16 protein-coding genes are annotated in these 17319 nt (G+C 69.9%); 8 read left to right on the top strand and 8 right to left on the bottom strand.

The window, feature by feature from the left end:
- Positions 1-123 precede the first annotated feature (123 nt).
- A complete protein-coding gene (locus F3T56_RS09400; protein WP_149824267.1) occupies positions 124-2187 on the bottom strand; it encodes a streptophobe family protein in 2064 nt (687 codons plus the stop codon).
- Positions 2188-2429: 242 nt separating this feature from the next.
- On the opposite strand from F3T56_RS09400, the gene F3T56_RS09405 reads away from it, so the two are divergent.
- Positions 2430-4946: an ABC transporter ATP-binding protein/permease gene (locus F3T56_RS09405; protein WP_149824268.1), complete on the top strand. Its 2517-nt coding sequence runs from the start codon at positions 2430-2432 to the stop codon at positions 4944-4946.
- A 78-nt stretch (positions 4947-5024) separates the two neighbouring features.
- Here the strand turns inward: F3T56_RS09405 and F3T56_RS09410 are convergent, their stop codons facing one another.
- The 3 genes from F3T56_RS09410 to F3T56_RS09420 form a co-directional block, all read right to left on the bottom strand.
- Positions 5025-5720, bottom strand: a complete 696-nt coding sequence (locus F3T56_RS09410) for a transglycosylase SLT domain-containing protein (RefSeq protein ID WP_149824270.1) — start codon at positions 5718-5720, stop codon at positions 5025-5027.
- Between the two features lie 297 nt (positions 5721-6017).
- Entirely contained in the window at positions 6018-7106 is a 1089-nt protein-coding gene (locus F3T56_RS09415; RefSeq protein WP_149824272.1) for an S-adenosylmethionine:tRNA ribosyltransferase-isomerase, read from the bottom strand.
- The gene (locus tag F3T56_RS09420) at positions 7103-7798 is read right to left on the bottom strand and encodes an SDR family NAD(P)-dependent oxidoreductase (RefSeq protein ID WP_149824274.1); all 696 of its coding nucleotides are present in this window, start codon (positions 7796-7798) and stop codon (positions 7103-7105) included. Before F3T56_RS09420 ends, F3T56_RS09415 begins: the two co-directional genes overlap by 4 nt.
- A gap of 254 nt (positions 7799-8052) precedes the next feature.
- On the opposite strand from F3T56_RS09420, the gene F3T56_RS09425 reads away from it, so the two are divergent.
- The 3 genes from F3T56_RS09425 to chpE all read left to right on the top strand — a co-directional run bounded on the left by F3T56_RS09425 (position 8053) and on the right by chpE (position 10240).
- Complete coding sequence (locus F3T56_RS09425) at positions 8053-9198, top strand: GAF domain-containing sensor histidine kinase (RefSeq protein ID WP_149824275.1); 1146 nt, start codon at positions 8053-8055, stop codon at positions 9196-9198.
- Positions 9191-9832 carry a response regulator gene (locus F3T56_RS09430; protein ID WP_149824277.1) on the top strand — a complete coding sequence of 214 codons (642 nt, stop codon included), beginning with the start codon at positions 9191-9193 and terminating at the stop codon, positions 9830-9832. Before F3T56_RS09425 ends, F3T56_RS09430 begins: the two co-directional genes overlap by 8 nt.
- Positions 9833-9991: 159 nt before the next feature.
- Complete coding sequence (gene chpE, locus F3T56_RS09435) at positions 9992-10240, top strand: chaplin ChpE (RefSeq protein ID WP_149824279.1); 249 nt, start codon at positions 9992-9994, stop codon at positions 10238-10240.
- Between the two features lie 355 nt (positions 10241-10595).
- On the opposite strand, the gene F3T56_RS09440 is transcribed toward chpE, so the two are convergent.
- On the bottom strand, positions 10596-11381 hold the full coding sequence (locus F3T56_RS09440) for a hypothetical protein (protein WP_149824281.1): 786 nt from the start codon (positions 11379-11381) through the stop codon (positions 10596-10598).
- 150 nt (positions 11382-11531) lie between these two features.
- On the opposite strand from F3T56_RS09440, the gene F3T56_RS09445 reads away from it, so the two are divergent.
- The 3 genes from F3T56_RS09445 to F3T56_RS09455 all read left to right on the top strand — a co-directional run bounded on the left by F3T56_RS09445 (position 11532) and on the right by F3T56_RS09455 (position 14016).
- Complete coding sequence (locus tag F3T56_RS09445) at positions 11532-12323, top strand: ABC transporter ATP-binding protein (RefSeq protein ID WP_149824283.1); 792 nt, start codon at positions 11532-11534, stop codon at positions 12321-12323.
- 145 nt (positions 12324-12468) lie between these two features.
- Positions 12469-12900 carry an NfeD family protein gene (locus F3T56_RS09450; RefSeq protein ID WP_149824285.1) on the top strand — a complete coding sequence of 144 codons (432 nt, stop codon included), beginning with the start codon at positions 12469-12471 and terminating at the stop codon, positions 12898-12900.
- Between the two features lie 174 nt (positions 12901-13074).
- A complete protein-coding gene (locus tag F3T56_RS09455) occupies positions 13075-14016 on the top strand; it encodes an SPFH domain-containing protein (RefSeq protein WP_149824287.1) in 942 nt (313 codons plus the stop codon).
- A gap of 129 nt (positions 14017-14145) precedes the next feature.
- On the opposite strand, the gene F3T56_RS09460 is transcribed toward F3T56_RS09455, so the two are convergent.
- The 3 genes from F3T56_RS09460 to F3T56_RS09470 form a co-directional block, all read right to left on the bottom strand.
- Positions 14146-14652 carry an HNH endonuclease gene (locus F3T56_RS09460; RefSeq protein ID WP_149824288.1) on the bottom strand — a complete coding sequence of 169 codons (507 nt, stop codon included), beginning with the start codon at positions 14650-14652 and terminating at the stop codon, positions 14146-14148.
- A gap of 153 nt (positions 14653-14805) precedes the next feature.
- Positions 14806-15345: a YbhB/YbcL family Raf kinase inhibitor-like protein gene (locus F3T56_RS09465; RefSeq protein WP_149824290.1), complete on the bottom strand. Its 540-nt coding sequence runs from the start codon at positions 15343-15345 to the stop codon at positions 14806-14808.
- A gap of 42 nt (positions 15346-15387) precedes the next feature.
- Positions 15388-16170: a sporulation protein gene (locus tag F3T56_RS09470; protein WP_149824292.1), complete on the bottom strand. Its 783-nt coding sequence runs from the start codon at positions 16168-16170 to the stop codon at positions 15388-15390.
- Between the two features lie 197 nt (positions 16171-16367).
- Between F3T56_RS09470 and F3T56_RS09475 the strand changes: the two genes are divergently transcribed.
- Complete coding sequence (locus F3T56_RS09475) at positions 16368-17009, top strand: DNA-3-methyladenine glycosylase (RefSeq protein ID WP_149824294.1); 642 nt, start codon at positions 16368-16370, stop codon at positions 17007-17009.
- The last annotated feature ends 310 nt before the right edge of the window (positions 17010-17319 follow it).

Genomic DNA, 17319 nt, shown 5'->3' on the forward strand with positions numbered 1-17319 from the left:
GTGCCTTTTGCCCCTGAGGTCCGCCCAGCGGACGGAGAACACTGGGTTACCAGCGTCTGAAGCGCACCCGGACCACGCGCGACGCCCCGGAGCGCCTTTGCCGAACACGCCTCCCTGTGTGCCTCAACCCCTCCGGGGCGGGGGCGGCGGAGAAGACGGCGGAGGCGTATCACCCGGCGGTGGCGGTGGCGGTGGCGGTGGCGGTGGCGGTGGCGGTGGCGGTGGCGGAGGCGTATCACCCGGCGGTGGCGGTGGCGCCGGCCAGGTACCCGACCCCGAGCCCGACCCTGCCTCGGAGCCCGACCCCGACCCCGACCCTGCTCCCGGCCGCCGAGGCGCCGGCGTGAACGGCCTGTCCGCCGTCGGCGGGCCGTACACGTCCGGAGGCCGCCGCATCCCGGAAGGCCCCGCGTCCTCCGAACCACCGACACCGCCGCCCGTACGCCATCCGCCGCCGGCCCCGGAACTCCCCGAACCCCACTCATTCCCGGCCCGCCCGGCCGACCCCCGTCCGTTCTCCCGCGAGTCCCAGGGCCCGCGAGACTCCCCGGTCCCCTGGGACCCCCCAGGCATCCCCGGCTCCCCAGGCCCCCGCAACCCCTCCGGCAGCCGCAGATACGGATTCGTGTCCGGATTCGGCGGCCGATAAGGCGTCCCCGGTGTATACGGCCCCGAGGCAGCCTTCGCCGCATACGACTCCGCAGCCCCCGCGCCCCCCACAGCACACGCGCCCCCGGCGTCCCCCCGCGCCAACGGCGCCACCCTCCGCCCCGCCGCCCCCGTCGCGCAGGCCAGCAACGCCCCGGCGCCCCCCGCACCCGCACCCCACAACGCACCCAGCGCCAACGCCATCGCCGCCTGCCCGCGCAACTCGATGCCCGCGTCGAACGCGTCGATGCCGAACACGGCAAGCGAGGCGTCCACCGACACCTCCGTCACCAGGACAAGCACCGGCAGTGCCACCCCCGTGGCGACCCCGAGCCGAAGAGCGCAGCGCCCCGCGAACCCGAGCGCACCCCCGCCCCGTACATCCGCACCGCCCGCACCCCCCACAGCGGCGGCAGCGGAGTCCCGTACGAAAGGCGTACGCACGGCGGTCAGCACCCCCGCGTACAACATCATCAGCGCGGCCGCGACGCCCAACAGCCAGACGCGGCCGTCGAGTTCGGCGAGACGGCCGAGGGCGACGGGCTCATCGGCGTTGACGCGCAGCAGTTCGTCGAGGGGGTCGGGCAGCAGGTCGGCGAGGGCGCCGATGGCCTTGCCGTCCCAGGGGACGAACAGGCCGATGGGGACGCCCACCCAGACACCGTTGGGCGCTCCCAACAGGGCCGCGCCCGCGATCCGCTTGGGGTTGGGGTCGCCGATCGCCGCGTACACCGCCGCCGCGAGCCCGGCCAGAACCGCCACGAGCAACACGGTGACCAGCGCGGACACGGCCGGCCGTACCACCCGGTGCACGGCTTCGAAACCGCGCGGCAGGGGAGTGCGGCGCGAGGCCAGCAGGGCGATGAGCAGCACCCCGACGCACCAGAGCAGGCCGCCGAGCAGGGTGGGCGCGGTCTCGACGGTGAAGCCCACCTCGGCGTTCGCGTCGACGAGGTCGCCGAGCCGGTCCGGCAGCAGACCGCCCCCGATGTCCCCGACATCGCCGAGCCCGGGGATCTCGATACCGCCCAGGTCCTCGCCCCCCGGCAGCTCATCGAGCCCCAGCTCGCTCCCGTCGAGGGTGATGACCGCGTGCCCGGCCCACGCCAGCCCGCCCATCAGCGCCACGAAGAGCCCGGCCACCGCGCCCGCGCGCACGAGGAGTTCGGCCGGCGAGACGACAACTCCCGCTCCCCGCAAGGACCGCAGGAAGAACCACGACAACAGGAGCGCCCCCACCAGACTCACACCCAGTGGCGTGATCTCGATGGCGGTCGTCGCCTGCGCCCCTTCCAGGCCAAAGACGGACACATCCCCGGACGGTGTCACCGACCCACCCGCCCCGAGGGCCACAACCGCCGCCGTCATGGGCCCCAGTTCGCCCGCCGAGTCGGCTTCCAGCAGATGCAGACCGAGCGCCGCCGTACCCGCCATCCCGATCAACGCCCAGCTCACAGCGGCGATCGCGGAGAGCAGGACATCCCCCCACGGCACGCTCCTGCCATGACCGATGCCATGGCCAACGTTCTGTTTGCTCATGGTCGGACCCCCCGATCCGCATCGCGGCGTTGCACCGCTGATGTCCCCCTCGCGGGGGATTACCACTCTCCGGCCCGGTTTCGCCCCCGTCAACGGGATCGGGCAAAGCCCTCGTACGTACTCTTCACAAGGCCCGACTTTCGGTCAGGGGGCCGAGCCTGAAATAGTTCCCCCCCGATGTTCGACATCCCTAGACTCCCTGTGATGGGGGTATTTCGGGGGACAACTCAGTGGGGCATGGAGTGCCGGAACTCGTACTGGAATTGAACGGACAAACCTGGACGCTCGATCCGTCCAGGACCTACACCCTCGGACGAGATCCGCAGGGGGACATCGTGTTCGACGACGCCAGGGTGTCCTGGCGTCACGCCACGATCAGCTTCAGCGGCCGTAGTTGGGTGATCGAGGACCACGGCAGCACCAACGGCACCTTCGTACAGGGCCAGCGGATCCACCAGTTGGAGGTCGGCCCCGGCTCGGCCGTGCACCTGGGCAACGCGACCGACGGGCCGAGACTCAGCCTGTCCGGCGCCGCCGCGCAGCAGCAGCCGTACGCCGCCCAGGGCGCGAGCGCCGGATACGCCGCTCAACAGGCCCCGCAGCAGCAGGCGCCACAGGCCGGCTGGCAACAACCGCAGCAGGCCCAGGTCCCGCATCAGCAGGGCCCGAACGAGGGATACGCACAGAAGGTTCCCGGTGGTGGCGCGGGGGCGCCGCCGGTCTACGGCGACCGCAGCCCGACCACGTTCCACCAGCTGGCCCTCGGCCGCGTCATGCGCATCGGTCGTGCGCTGGAGAACGAACTGGTCGTCTCCGACCTCCAGGTGTCGCGCCACCACGCCGAGTTCCACGCGACGCCCGACGGGCGCTTCGAGATCCGCGACCTCGGCTCGCACAACGGCACGTTCGTCAACGGTATGCCGATCGCCAAGGGCGGCACGGCACTTCTCGGCCCGAACGACATCGTCGGCGTCGGTCACTCGACGTTCCGCATCGTCGGCGACCGCCTGGAAGAGTTCGTCGACACCGGTGATGTCTCCTTCTCCGCACGCCACTTGACGGTCACCGTCGACGGCGGCAAGCAGATCCTGAAGGACGTCTCCTTCGGAGTCCCGGAGAAGTCGCTCATCGCGGTCATCGGCCCCTCCGGCTCCGGCAAGTCGACCCTGCTGAAGGCGCTCACGGGCTACCGCCCGGCCAACCAGGGCGACGTCCTCTACGACAACCGGAACCTGTACAAGCAGTTCGCCGAGCTGCGTCAGCGCATCGGTCTGGTCCCGCAGGACGACATCCTCCACAAGGAGCTGTCGGTCAAGAAGGCCCTCACCTACGCGGCCAAGCTGCGCTTCCCCGCCGACACCACGGCCGCCGAGCGCGAGGCCCGGATCGACGAGGTGCTGCGCGAGCTCAAGCTCGACATCCACAAGGACAAGAAGGTCACCTCCCTCTCCGGCGGCCAGCGCAAGCGCGTCTCGGTCGCCCTGGAGCTGCTGACGAAGCCGTCGCTGATCTTCCTGGACGAGCCGACCTCCGGTCTCGACCCGGGCATGGACCGCGACGTCATGCAGCTGCTGCGCGGCCTCGCCGACGACGGCCGTACGGTCCTGGTGGTCACCCACTCCGTGGCCGAGCTGGCCATCTGCGACAAGCTGCTGGTGATGGCGCCGGGCGGTTCGGTGGCGTACTTCGGTCCGCCCGAGGAGGCCCTGAACTTCTTCGGCTACGAGACCTGGGCCGACGTCTTCTCCGCCTTCGAGAACTACCGCGACTACGACTGGGCGGGCCGCTGGAAGGGCTCGCAGCACTACCAGATGTACGCCGCGGACATCGACGCCGTCGCCCCGCAGTCGGTGCACATGCCGCCGCCGCAGTCGATGCGCCCGCCGAAGCCGCAGAGCTGGGGCTCGCAGCTGGTGACGCTGATCCGCCGCTATGTCTCGGTGATCGTCTCCGACAAGGGCTTCCTGGCGCTGACGGTGATCCTGCCGGCCGTGCTCGGCGCGGTCAGCCTGCTCATCGACCCGGACAAGGACCTGCTGGTCAGGAAGTTGAATCCGGCGACGGGCATGCCCATCCCGAACGGCACGGCCACCACGGTGCTGCTGATCCTCGCGGTCGGCGCCTGCTTCGCCGGTGCCGCCAACTCCGTCCGTGAGCTGATCAAGGAACGGGTGATCTACGAGCGGGAGCGGGCGACCGGCCTGTCGCGCTCGGCGTACCTGATGTCCAAGGTCATCGTCCTCGGCGCGGTCACCGTGTTCCAGGGCGCCATGGTCGGCGCGATCGGCTTCTCCAGCCGGACGATCCCGGACGAGGCCCTCATCTTCGGCGACGGCAAGTTCGCCGTCATGCTCGAACTCTCCATCCCGATCATGGGCCTCGGCTTCACCTCGATGATGTTCGGCCTGGTCATCTCCTCGCTGGTGAAGACCGCCGAGAAGACCATGCCGCTGCTGGTGATGTTCGCGATCATCCAGGTGGTCTTCACCGGCTGCCTGTTCGCCCTGCACGGCAGCCCCGGCGTCAACGAGTTCTCGTACCTGATGCCGTCGCGCTGGGCGGTCGCCGCCGCGGGCGCCACGCTGGACTTCAACAACATCAGCCCGCCCAAGGAGAAGGGCGACACCGACCCGCTGTGGGACCACACGGTCGGCGCCTACAGCCTTGACATGATCGCCCTCATCGTGCTCGGCGTGATCTGCGGTGTCCTCGTGGCCCGCTTCCTGCGCCGCCACGAGCCGGAGGTCATGCGGAAGTAGCTCGCGGGCACTGACGTGACGAAGGGCGGCACCCGGTGCGGGTGCCGCCCTTTCACGTCTCAGAGGTCCGCGCAGGCCTCAGTACGCGCTGTTGACGTTGTCGATCGAGCCGTAGCGGTCGGCGGCGTAGTTCGCGGCGGCCGTGAGGTTGGCGACCGGGTCGTACTGGCTCCAGGCCGTGCCCGGGACGTGGTACGCGTCGAAGGTCGGCTTGATGACCTGGAGCAGACCGATCGACGGGACGCCGTTCTTGGCGTTGATGTCCCAGTTGTTGATCGCGTTCGGGTTGCCCGAGGACTCCCGCATGATGTTCTTGTACAGGCCGTTGTAGGTGCCCGGGATCTTGTGCTTCTTCATGATGTCGAGCGCCTCGCGGATCCAGCCGTCGAGGTTGTTCGAGTACTTCTTCGCGGCGGCGGCCTTGGCCGCCTTGGCCTTCTTGGCGAGCTTGGCGCGCTCCGCGGCCCGGCTCGCGGCCTCCTTCTTCGCGCGCTCCTGCGCGGCCTTCTTCTTCGCTGCGGCCTCGGCGGCCTTCTTCTTGGCGTCGGCCGCCTGGTCGGCGACGCTCGCCTGCACGACCTGCGCGGAGCCCTGGCTGAGCGCCACCGGCGCCGCGGACACCGTCTCCGTGGTCTTCGTGGCGGTCTGGGCCTCGGCCGGCACCAGCGAGAACGAGAGGGCGGCGGCGCCGATGGCGGCCACTCCGGCGAACGAGAACTTGTGGGCCTTGGTCAGGGCGAGAGCGCGACCGGGGATGTTGGCGTTCTTGGGCATGACTGGTGGACCTCTTCGAATAGCGCGGAGGTCGCTCTGGTGCCGGGTGGGGACACTGCTCTTCCAGCACGAACGCCGCGGGCGAACCCACGGCGTCGAGCGACGGCTGCCATTCTTAGCGGCCGCAAAATTCTGTGGCAAAGGCGTGACGTACGATCCCGGGTAGTTGAGACGGAAACGGCAAAATAGGACAGATCAACCCGTCCTTCCCGCTCAAACCACCCTTATCCATCTCCTAGGGAGCTTCGTACGTGATGTGCGCCCTATGGGAGGGGTCACAGCGGCCGTACGGCGACCTCACCGGCAGTTGCTGTCGCAATGCTCTGTGTGAGGCGCCTCCGCCGGGAGAATGAGGTGCACATCCCCGAACTCGTGCCACAGGTAGAGCCCCCCGATCGCCTCTTCGTACGCGCGGTCGATCGCCGCCCGCCCCGCGATCGCCTCCAGCATCAGCAGATGCGAGGCCTCCGGCTCGTGCAGCCCGGTCACCAACCCGTCCACGACCCGCACCCCGCGCTCCGGGGTGACCACCAGATCGGTCCACCCCGCACGGGCCCGTACGACGCCGTCGGGCCCACCGGCGGACTCCACGGCCCGCACCGCCGTCGTACCCACCGCTATGACCCGCCCCTCGCCCGCCCTCGTCGCGTTGATCAGCCGCGCCGAAGCCTCCGGCACCACGAACCGCTCCGGATACGGCGGCTCGTGCGCCTCTGCCGACGCGACCCCGGTGTGCAGCGTGACCGGCGCGAACCGCACACCCCGGCTCACCAGCTCCGCCACCAGCCGCGCCGTGAACGGTCGCGCGGCACTCGGCATCTCCGCACTCCCCGCGCCGTCGTCCGACGGCAGCGCGAACACCGTCTGGTACACGGACAGGGGCTGGTCCCGCGCCGTATAGGAGTAACGAATGGGCCGCCCGTGCTCCCGGAGCATCCAGGCGACAACCGAGGAGGACACGCGCGCCCACCACAGCCGCTCGCCCCGCTCGCTCAGCGGCTCCTCCAGAACCAGCCGTACGCCACCTGGCAGCCGCACCTCCGTCCCCGCGGGCCCTCCCGCACGCGCGCGTGTGGTGCCCCTACCGTCCGGATCCCGCAGCTCGACCGCCCACCGCCCGTCATCGCCCCGCGTGGAGAAATGCACCACCACGCGCGCGTGCCCGATCGTCCCGTCCACGGCCGCCGCCAGCGTCGGCGAGGTGTTGACGACGAGCAGGTCACCCGCCCGCAACAGCCTCGGCAACTCCGCGAACGCGTGATGCGACACCTCCGTACCGCGCGAAACCAGCAGCCGTACGGAATCCCGGTCCCACCCGGGCCCGCGCTGCTCCGCGGGCACGCGCGCGTGCAACTCCTCCGGAACACGCACCGTCGCCGTCGTCATCGCGCCTCCAGCAGCGACGGCGCCCCGTAACGGCCACTGGCCGGCCGCTCCTCGATCAGCCGCAGAAAAGCCGGAACCACACTCTCCGGGCTCGGCCGCGGATCGTCGTCCTCCGGTACGGCCGCCGCGTACAGGTCCGTGCCCATGTCCCCGGGGTCGACCGCCCACACCCTGAGCCCCGGCTCCTCCTCGGCCAGCACCGCCGACAGCTGGTCGAGCGCCGCCTTCGAGGCCCCGTAACCACCCCAGGTCCCGTACGCCTCGGCCGCCGCGTCCGAACTGACGTCGATCACCGCGCCCGCCCCCGAGGCCCGCAACAGCGGCAGCGCCTCCTGGATCAGCCCCAGCGCCGCGACCACGTTGACCTCCAGGGCCCGCCGCAGCCCCTCCAGCCCCAGCCCCTCCAGCCGTACGAGCGGCTCGGCGCCCAGCGCACTCGCGTTGTTCACCAGGAGGTCCACCCCGCCCAGCGCCCGCGCGGCCGCCACCAGCCCGGCCCGGTGCCCGGCGTCCGTGACATCCCCCGGCACCGCCTCGACCCGCGTCCCGTACGCCGAGAGCTCCTTCGCCGCCGCCTTCAGCACCTCCGCGGTCCGGGCGTCGAGCACCAGGTCCCACCCCCGCTCGGCGAGAGCCGCGCCCAGCGCCCGCCCCAGCCCCTTCGACGCCCCCGTGATGATCGCTACCGGCATGACATCCGTCCCCTCGCACTCGGCCGCCTCCGACTCGGTCGGCGGTGACCTCAACGTAGGAACGCCACCGCCCCGGCCGCCTCGTACGCGGGCCGCAAAGCGCCGGGGCCCTTTGCCCTAGGCCACCGGACCGGGCCGCCGGTCCTAGGTCGGTCCCAGGCCTGTCCTAGGTCCCGGACCTAGGTCCCAGGACCCTGACAAGGCCATCAACGGCCCGATCCGCGCTGTCGGACCCCGCCGGTACGGTGAGGGTCATGAGTCAAGGTCCCCGGTCAGGCCTCGCGGCGGTGAGCTCCGCGCTGCTGGCCATGAGCAGACACCTGGAAGTGCGCGACGTCCTCAAGACGATCGTCGCCTCCGCCCGTGAGCTGCTCGACGCGGAGTACGCCGCGCTGGGCGTCCCCGACGATCACGGCGGCTTCGCCCAGTTCGTCGTCGACGGTGTCAGCGACGCCCAGTGGAAGGCCATCGGCCCCCTCCCGCGCCAGCATGGCATCCTCGCCGCGATGCTCCACGAGGCGACCCCGGAGCGCCTGGCCGACGTCCGCGAGGACCCCCGCTTCGAGGGCTGGCCGAGCGCCCACCCCGACCTGGCCGACTTCCTGGGCCTGCCCATCCGCGACGGCGACGAGGTCATCGGCGCCCTCTTCCTCGCCAACAAGCGCTGCCCCAAGCCCGACGGCGGCTGCGGCTTCACCGAGGAGGACGAGGAACTGCTGTCGATCCTCGCCCAGCACGCCGCGATCGCCCTGACCAACGCCCGCCTCTACGAGCGCAGCCGCGAACTCACCATCGCCGAGGAGCGCTCCCGGCTCGCCCACGAACTCCACGACGCCGTCAGCCAGAAGCTCTTCTCCCTGCGCCTGACCGCCCAGGCCGCCGCCGCGCTCGTCGACCGCGACCCCTCGCGCGCCAAGGGCGAACTCCAGCAGGTGGCCGCGCTCGCCGCCGAGGCCGCCGACGAACTGCGCGCCGCCGTCGTCGAGTTGCGCCCCGCCGGCCTCGACGAGGACGGCCTGGTCGCCACCCTGCGCACCCAGGTCCACGTCCTGGACCGCGCCCACAGCGCCCACGTCACCTTCGTCGGACGCGGCGTCCGCGCACTGCCCGCCGCCCAGGAGGAGGCCATGCTGCGCGTCGCCCAGGAGGCCCTGCACAACGCCCTGCGGCACTCGGGAGCCGAGCACGTCGACGTCACCCTCGACCGGCACGGCAAGGGGGCGGTCCTGCGGGTCACGGACGACGGCAGCGGCTTCGACCCGCAGGCGATACGCCGCGCGGGCCGCCACCTCGGACTGGTCTCCATGCGCGACCGGGCCGGCGGGGTGGGTGGCCTGCTCACGGTGGAATCGGCGCCCGGAAAGGGCACCACGATCGAGATGGAGGTCCCCGGTGGCTGACGCAATCAAGGTGCTGCTCGTCGACGACCACCAAGTGGTCCGCCGCGGCCTGCGCACCTTCCTGGAGGTGCAGGACGACATCGAGGTCGTGGGAGAGGCCGCCGACGGCGCCGAAGGAGTCGCCCGCGGCGAGGAGCTGAGGCCCGACGTCGTCCTCATGGACATCAAGATGCCCGGCATGGACGGCGTCGAGGCCCTCCGCAAGCTCCGCGAACTCGACAACCCCGCGCGTGTCCTCATCGTCACCAGCTTCACCGAACAGCGCACGGTCGTCCCGGCCCTCCGCGCCGGCGCCGCCGGATACGTCTACAAGGACGTCGACCCCGACGCCCTCGCCAGCGCCATCCGCTCGGTGCACGCCGGACACATCCTGCTCCAACCGGAGGTCGCCGACGCGCTCCTTTCCCAGGAGGAGGCCAACTCCGGCCAGGGGAGAGGCGGTTCGCTCACCGAGCGGGAGCGCGAGGTGCTCGGCCTCATCGCCGACGGCCGCTCCAACCGCGAGATAGCCCGCGCACTGGTCCTCTCCGAGAAGACGGTAAAGACCCACGTCTCGAACATCCTCATGAAGCTCGACCTGGCGGACCGGACCCAGGCCGCTCTGTGGGCGGTACGTCATGGTGTGACCGGATGATGGGCCGATTGTCCGTCAATTCGAAAGGTCCCGCTCCGGTCTGAGATTCATACCGTCGTGTGTATGTCCCCCGGATGGCGCATCCCTGGTGGATCCCGGCCGTTCTTCAGTGCGTGCTGCGTGCGACCGCCGCAGTGATCGCAAGGAAGGGCTCGGAAAGTGAAGAACCTGAAGAAGGCCGCTGCTGTCACGATGGTGGCCGGTGGTCTGGTCGCCGCCGGTGCCGGCATGGCCTCCGCCACCGACGGCGGGGCGCACGCGGGCGGCAAGGCGGTGGGCTCGCCGGGCGTCATCTCGGGCAACGTCATCCAGGCCCCGGTCGACATCCCCACGAACGTGGTCGGCAACAGCGTGAACGTCGTCGGCCTCCTGAACCCGGCCTTCGGCAACCTGGGCGTCAACCACTGACGCCCTGCCCCACGCAGCCAGCGACCACCGGCCCTCCAGGTACTCCTGGAGGGCCGGTCAGCGTAGCTGCGGGCAATCTGCCGCTGGGGCAGCTGCCCACCCCAGTCGTCCTAGCTGCGGGCGGTCGTGCGGTGGGGTGGCTCCCCACCCCGCTGTCCTAGCTGCGGGCAGCCGTGCCGCTGGGCCGGCTGCCCACCCCCGTCGCCATAGCTGCGGGCGGTCGTGCCGCTGGGGCGATGGGGGAGGGTGGGCGCAGCGGCACCTCGTAGCGCCGAGTTGCGCAGCCCACCCCGCCCAGCCCCAACCGCCGGGCAACAGCACAACAAGGGCTTCCCGCACCCCACCTAAGCCAGCGCTAGCGCCCCCGCTCCCGCTCCTCCACAACGGAGTTGTACGCCGCCACCTGCGCCCGCCGAGCCGTCCGCTCCACCGGCCGCAGAGCCACCGCCCGAGCCGCCACCTCGGACGCGCTCACCGCACCACCATCCCCGCTCTCGTACGCCACAGAGATCAACAACCCCACCCGCTGAGCCAACTCCAGCACCCGCACCGCCCGCGGCGGATACCCCGGCGCCAACACCTCCCGCCCCCGCTCGGCCCGCGCCCGATACGCGTCGATCGCCGCCTCCGCCACCGGCCCCGAAGCCGCCACATCCAACCGCGACAACACCGCCGTAGCCTCCCGCAGGGCCTCGGCCAGCTCCCGCTCGGCCTCCCCGAGCGACGGCACATCGGCGGGCGGAGCCTCCCGTACCTCCAGGCAGTGCCAGACGACCTCGACGTGCTCATCACCGGCGGGCCCGACCGCGTACACCTCCGGCACCAGCCCGAGCGCACCCCCGTGGCAGATCACGGCCTCCTCCGCCTCCAGCGCCCGCTTGTTGAACTCCGGCGGCCCACTGAGCCCCAGCGGATGGCCCGGCGCGGGCAACGCCACCCGCAACCCGGTCACCCCGAGCGCCCGCAACCGCCCGAGCGCGAGCGTCAGCCCGACGGGCCCCGACTCCCCGGGCAACCCATCCACCCGGTGCACGGCGTCCTCCCCGACGACGGCCAGCACCGCGTCATCCGGCGAGACAAGTCCGGCAAGAAGGGCATTCCCCCATGCGGCAAGGCGTCCTGAACGTGGTTCCGAGAGCATGCCCCCACCCTAAGGACCGACCGATGGAATGGACGGCCCGACCGGTGGCGTAGATTTCCCTGAGGGCTGCGCCCACCCGGCGGTGGCTCCAACCACAGGCGTACGCGACAGCCGAGACAGGCCGACACTGCAAGGGGAGACAGCGCGCTCATGAGCGATGTTCTGGAGCTGGAGGACGTATCCGTGGTCCGCGAGGGCCGGGCTCTCGTGGACCAGGTCTCCTGGTCGGTCAAGGAGGGCGAGCGCTGGGCCATCCTCGGCCCGAACGGCGCGGGCAAGACCACCCTCCTCAACGTCGCCTCCAGCTACCTGTTCCCCAGCAAGGGCACCGCCACGATCCTCGGCGACACCCTCGGCCACGTCGACGTCTTCGAACTGCGCCCCCGCATCGGCATGGCCGGCATCGCCATGGCGGAGAAGCTCCCCAAGCGCCAGACCGTCCTGCAGACCGTGCTGACCGCCGCGTACGGCATGACGGCCACCTGGAACGAGGACTACGAGGAGATCGACGAGCAGCGCGCCCGCGCCTTCCTCGACCGCCTCGGCATGACTGAGTACGTCGACCGGAAGTTCGGCACCCTCTCCGAGGGCGAGCGCAAGCGCACCCTGATCGCCCGCGCCCTGATGGCCGACCCGGAGCTGCTCCTGCTCGACGAGCCCGCCGCCGGCCTCGACCTCGGCGGCCGCGAGGACCTCGTACGCCGTCTCGGCCGCCTCGCCCGCGACCCCATCGCCCCCTCCATGATCATGGTCACGCACCATGTCGAGGAGATCCCCCCGGGCTTCACCCACGTCCTGATGATCCGCCAGGGCAAGGTCCTCACCGCGGGCCCGCTGGAGCTGGAGCTCACCTCCCGCAACCTCTCCCTCTGCTTCGGCCTCCCGCTCGTCGTCGAGCAGTCCGACGACCGCTGGACCGCCCGTGGCCTGCCCCTCACCTGACCTCCAACTTCTCCCGCTCCTCCGCCAGTCGGACGCCCCGGCTCCACAACCCGGCCGGGGCGCACCCGACTTGGCGGCCCTCATACGTGATCTTTGCCTCCGCGCGCCCTGTCGGCGGGCCGGTCGCGGACCTACCATGGGCCATGTGGACAGCATCGACGCATGGGTGTGGTGGCTGATCGGCGCGGCCGGGCTCGGGATCGCCCTCGTCGTGACCGCGATGCCCGAGTTGGGCATGCTCGCCCTGGGCGCCGTTGCCGGCGCCGCGACCGCGGGGCTGGGCGGTGGTGTCGTACTCCAAGTGGTCGTCTTCGCCGTGGTCTCCGTCGCGCTCATCGCCGTCGTACGGCCCATCGCGGCCCGGCACAGAGCCCAGCGGCCCCAACTCGCCACCGGAGTCGACGCGTTGAAAGGCAAACACGCCGTCGTCCTGGAACGCGTCGACGGCAACGGCGGCCGTATCAAGCTGGGCGGCGAAGTATGGTCCGCCCGCGCCCTCGACACCGGACAGGCCTACGAGGTGGGTCAGGAAGTCGACGTCGTGGAGATCGAAGGAGCCACGGCGATCGTCATGTGATCCCGTACGACAAGTGACCTCGTACGACGTGGTCACGACGTGATGACGCAATGACCTGAACGACCCACCTGGCAGGCGCCGTTCTGCCAGACTCGACGAGCAAGATCTTCAACAGGCGAACAGCATAAGATCTTCCGGAAGCGCCACGGCAGAGAAGGGCACGGGGAGCGAACGATGGAACCGATCATCATCGTCTTGATCATTCTGGTGGTGTTGGTCTTCATCGCCCTGATCAAGACCATCCAGGTCATCCCACAGGCCAGCGCGGCCATCGTCGAGCGGTTCGGCCGCTACACGCGCACACTCAACGCGGGCCTCAACATCGTCGTCCCGTTCATCGACTCGATCCGCAACCGCATCGACCTCCGCGAACAGGTCGTACCGTTCCCGCCCCAGCCGGTGATCACCCAGGACAACCTGGTCGTGAACATCGACACCGTCATCTACTACCAGGTCACCGACGCCCGCGCCGCCACCTACGAGGTCGCCAGCTACATCCAGGCGATCGAGCAGCTCACCGTCACCACCCTCCGCAACATCATCGGTGGCATGGACCTGGAGCGGACCCTGACCTCCCGCGAGGAGATCAACGCGGCCCTGCGCGGCGTCCTCGACGAGGCGACGGGCAAATGGGGTATCCGAGTCAACCGCGTGGAACTGAAGGCGATCGAACCCCCGACCTCCATCCAGGACTCGATGGAGAAGCAGATGCGCGCCGACCGTGACAAGCGTGCCGCGATCCTCACCGCCGAAGGTACGCGCCAGGCCGCCATCCTCACCGCCGAGGGCGAGAAGCAGTCCCAGATCCTCCGCGCCGAGGGTGAGGCCAAGGCCGCCGCCCTGCGCGCCGAGGGCGAGGCCCAGGCCGTCCGTACGGTCTTCGAGGCCATCCACGCCGGCGACCCGGACCAGAAGCTCCTCTCCTACCAGTACCTCCAGATGCTCCCGAAGATCGCCGAGGGCGACGCCAACAAGCTCTGGATCGTCCCCAGCGAAATCGGCGACGCCCTCAAGGGCCTCTCCGGCGCCATGGGCAACTTCGGCATGGGCGGCGGCCCAACCATCCCCAAGCCGACCGACGGCAGCGAGCGCCGAGAGAAGCCGGCCATCGACTGAGGCACACAACGACGGGCCCGCCTTCGAAGCGAAGGCGGGCCCGGATGCTTTTGCTTTCAGGGGCGCGGGGAACTGCGCGATCAGCCACAACACGCCTGCAGACCGCCAACAAAAGCAGCCCCAACGGCGTTATGCGGCACCTTGAGAGAGCCAAGTCGGCAGCGCGTCAAAGTCGTCGTGCCCCAAAGACAACAGCATCGCATCCGCCGGCGTCGGCTCGAACGGCTGCCGCAACAGCGGCATCCCCGCCTGCTCCGGAGTCCGGTCAGCCTTACGGTGGTTGTCCTCGGCGCACGAAGCCACCGTGTTCAGCCAGGTGTCACCACCGCCCCGCGACCGCGGCACCACATGGTCGACGGTCGTAGCCCGCCTGCCGCAGTACGCGCACCTGTGCCTGTCCCGTACCAGGACACCCCGCCTCGACCACGGCGCTTGTCTTCGGAACGGCACCCTCACGTACCTGCAGAGCCTGATCACCCGGGGCGCCGGTATATCGACCGCGGCCCCGCGCATGCGCAGTTCGGGGTGGGTCTGCTCGACGACGGCCTTGTCCTGCAGTACCAGAACGACGGCTCTGTTGAGCGTCACCGTCGACAGCGGCTCGAAGCTCGCGTTCAGTACCAGCGTGTCCCGCACTTCAGCCCACCTCCTGTGCACCAGCCCACCCCCCGGCGGGCTTGGATCAACTCTGGCCGGGCACGCCGAGATGGACAACGCAATAAAAAATGCCCGCCTCTGATCACTTCCAAGACCAGAGACGGGCAAACGTTCAATGAACGTCCGGCTTCGTTACTTTTCCGCTACCGCCGCGTACTCTCCGACGAGTTGAGCACGCGCCAGTGTGTGGAATCGCAGGTTGAATCCGACCACGGCGGGCGAAGCGTCCGAATCCGGGCCGAGCTTCTCCTGATCCACGGCGTAGACCGTGAACACATACCGGTGCGCCGGGTCACCGGGCGGCGGCGCGGCACCACCGAAGTCCTTAGTCCCGTAGTCGTTGCGCACGTGGACCACGCCCTCGGGCAGCCCCTCGAACTTCCCCGAGCCCGCACCCGCCGGCAGCTCCGTCACCGAGACCGGGATGTCGAACAGGACCCAGTGCCAGAACCCGCTCCCGGTAGGGGCGTCCGGGTCGTAGCAGGTCACGGCGAAGCTCTTGGTCGCGGCCGGGAAGCCCTCCCACCGCAGCTGCGGCGAGGTGTTGCCGCCCGCGTAGACCTGGGCGTCCTTGAGCGTCGCCCCCGGCTCGACGTCCTCGCTCGTGACCGGGAACGACGGCACGACCGGATGGAAATCATGGGGGAGCGGCGGCCTCTTCGGCTCGGTCACCTCGATACCTCCTGTGGATCTGGGGGTGAGTGTGCTCAGAGCCTAGAACCAGCTGCGCTTGCTGCCGACCTCCGACAGCCACTGGTTCAGGTACGCCGCCCAATCGGTGCCCTGGTAGTCCTGCAGCCCCACCTTGAAGGCACGGAACGAGTCGCTGCCCTCGCTGAAAAGACCCGGCTTCTTGTCCATTTCCAGTACGACGTCCATCTCGCGCTCGTCGGCGACGAAGCTCAACTCGACCTGGTTCAGCCCGTGGTACTGCTGCGGCGGGAAGAACTCGATCTCCTGGTAGAAGGGCAGCTTCTGCCGCGTACCCCGGATGTGACCGCGCTCCAGGTCCGCGTTCTTGAAACGGAAGCCCAGCTGGACAAAGGCGTCCAGGATCGCCTGCTGCGCCGGCAGCGGGTGCACGTTGATCGGGTCCAGGTCACCGGAGTCCACCGCACGCGCGATCTCCAGCTCGGTCGTCACACCGATGTTCATCCCCGGCATCGTCTGCCCCTGGATCGTGGTGACCGGCGTCTCCCACGGAATCTCCAGCCCGAACGGCACCACGTGCACCGCCTCGGCCTTCAGCTCGAAGGACCCGCCGAGCCGCTGCTTCGTGAACTCGATGTCCTGCTTGTACTCCGCGTCCTGACCCTCGACCTCGACCTTGGCCTGCAGCCCGACGGACAGCGCCTCGATCTGCTGGTCCACGGAGCCGCCCTGGATCCGCACCTCACCCTGGACGACACCACCCGGCACGACGTTGACCTCGGTCAGCACCGTCTCGACCGAAGCGCCACCGGCCCCCAGGCTCGCGAGCAGCCGCTTGAACCCCATGTCTGTTCCTCCCGTCAGGCAACGCCTGTGTATCTGTGTGGCTCTGTGTTCTGTGTGGTGTGGATCGCTCTGCGTGGCGTGGATCCTTGATCCCTACAAACGCAAACCGACGGCGACCGGTTCCGCGCCCACCCTTCCAAGGAGGACGCCCCTCGCCACCCATCGGCCCGCACCCGTCTGGACTAGGCTCGTACGCCATGATCGCGACCCCCGACCGTACGCCCCTCGCCCGGGAGTTCTTCGACCGCCCCGTCCTGGAAGTCGCCCCCGACCTCCTGGGCCGCGTCCTCGTACGGGTGACCCCGGACGGTCCGATCGAACTCCGCCTCACGGAGGTCGAGGCCTACGACGGCGCCAACGACCCCGGCTCGCACGCCTATCGCGGTCGCACCGCCCGCAACGACGTGATGTTCGGTCCGCCCGGCCATGTATACGTCTACTTCACCTACGGCATGTGGCACTGCATGAACCTCGTGTGCGGTCCGGAGGGCCGCGCGAGCGCGGTCCTGTTGCGCGCCGGCGAGATCACTGAGGGCGCCGAGCTCGCCCGCAAACGTCGACTCTCGGCCCGAAATGACAAGGAACTGGCCAAAGGGCCCGCACGCCTGGCCACGGCCCTGGACGTCGATCGGGCCCTGGACGGCACGGACGCCTGCGCCCCCGACGACCCGGCCCTGACCGTCCTGACCGGCACCCCCGTAAGCCCTGACCAGGTACTGAGCGGTCCCCGCACCGGCGTCGCCGGAGACGGCGGTGTCCACCCCTGGCGCTTCTGGATCGCCAACGACCCGACGGTCAGCCCCTATAGGGCCCACGCCCCCCGCAGGCGCTCAACTTGACTCGCTCCTGAGCGGTCCGTAACGTAGCCCGAGCCGCTTGAACCGGTTACGGCGATCAGCCAGCAGCCGAGAGCGGCCAACCCACTACCTACGACATCCCCTCGGCGGGGGCGAATTAGGCATGCCCTAATTCAAGCACGCAGCACTCGATTATGAGTTGCCGAGGGAATCGGCTAACGTAGTGAATGTCGAAAGGCCGCAAGGGAAACCGCGAGGCCCAAAGGCAAATCCCGCCGACAGGGAATCGGACCGGAAAACGATCTGATAGAGTCGGAAACGCAAGACCGAAGGGAAGCGCCCGGAGGAAAGC

It is taken from the genome of Streptomyces tailanensis (assembly GCF_008386495.1).
Lineage (GTDB): Bacteria > Actinomycetota > Actinomycetes > Streptomycetales > Streptomycetaceae > Streptomyces > Streptomyces tailanensis.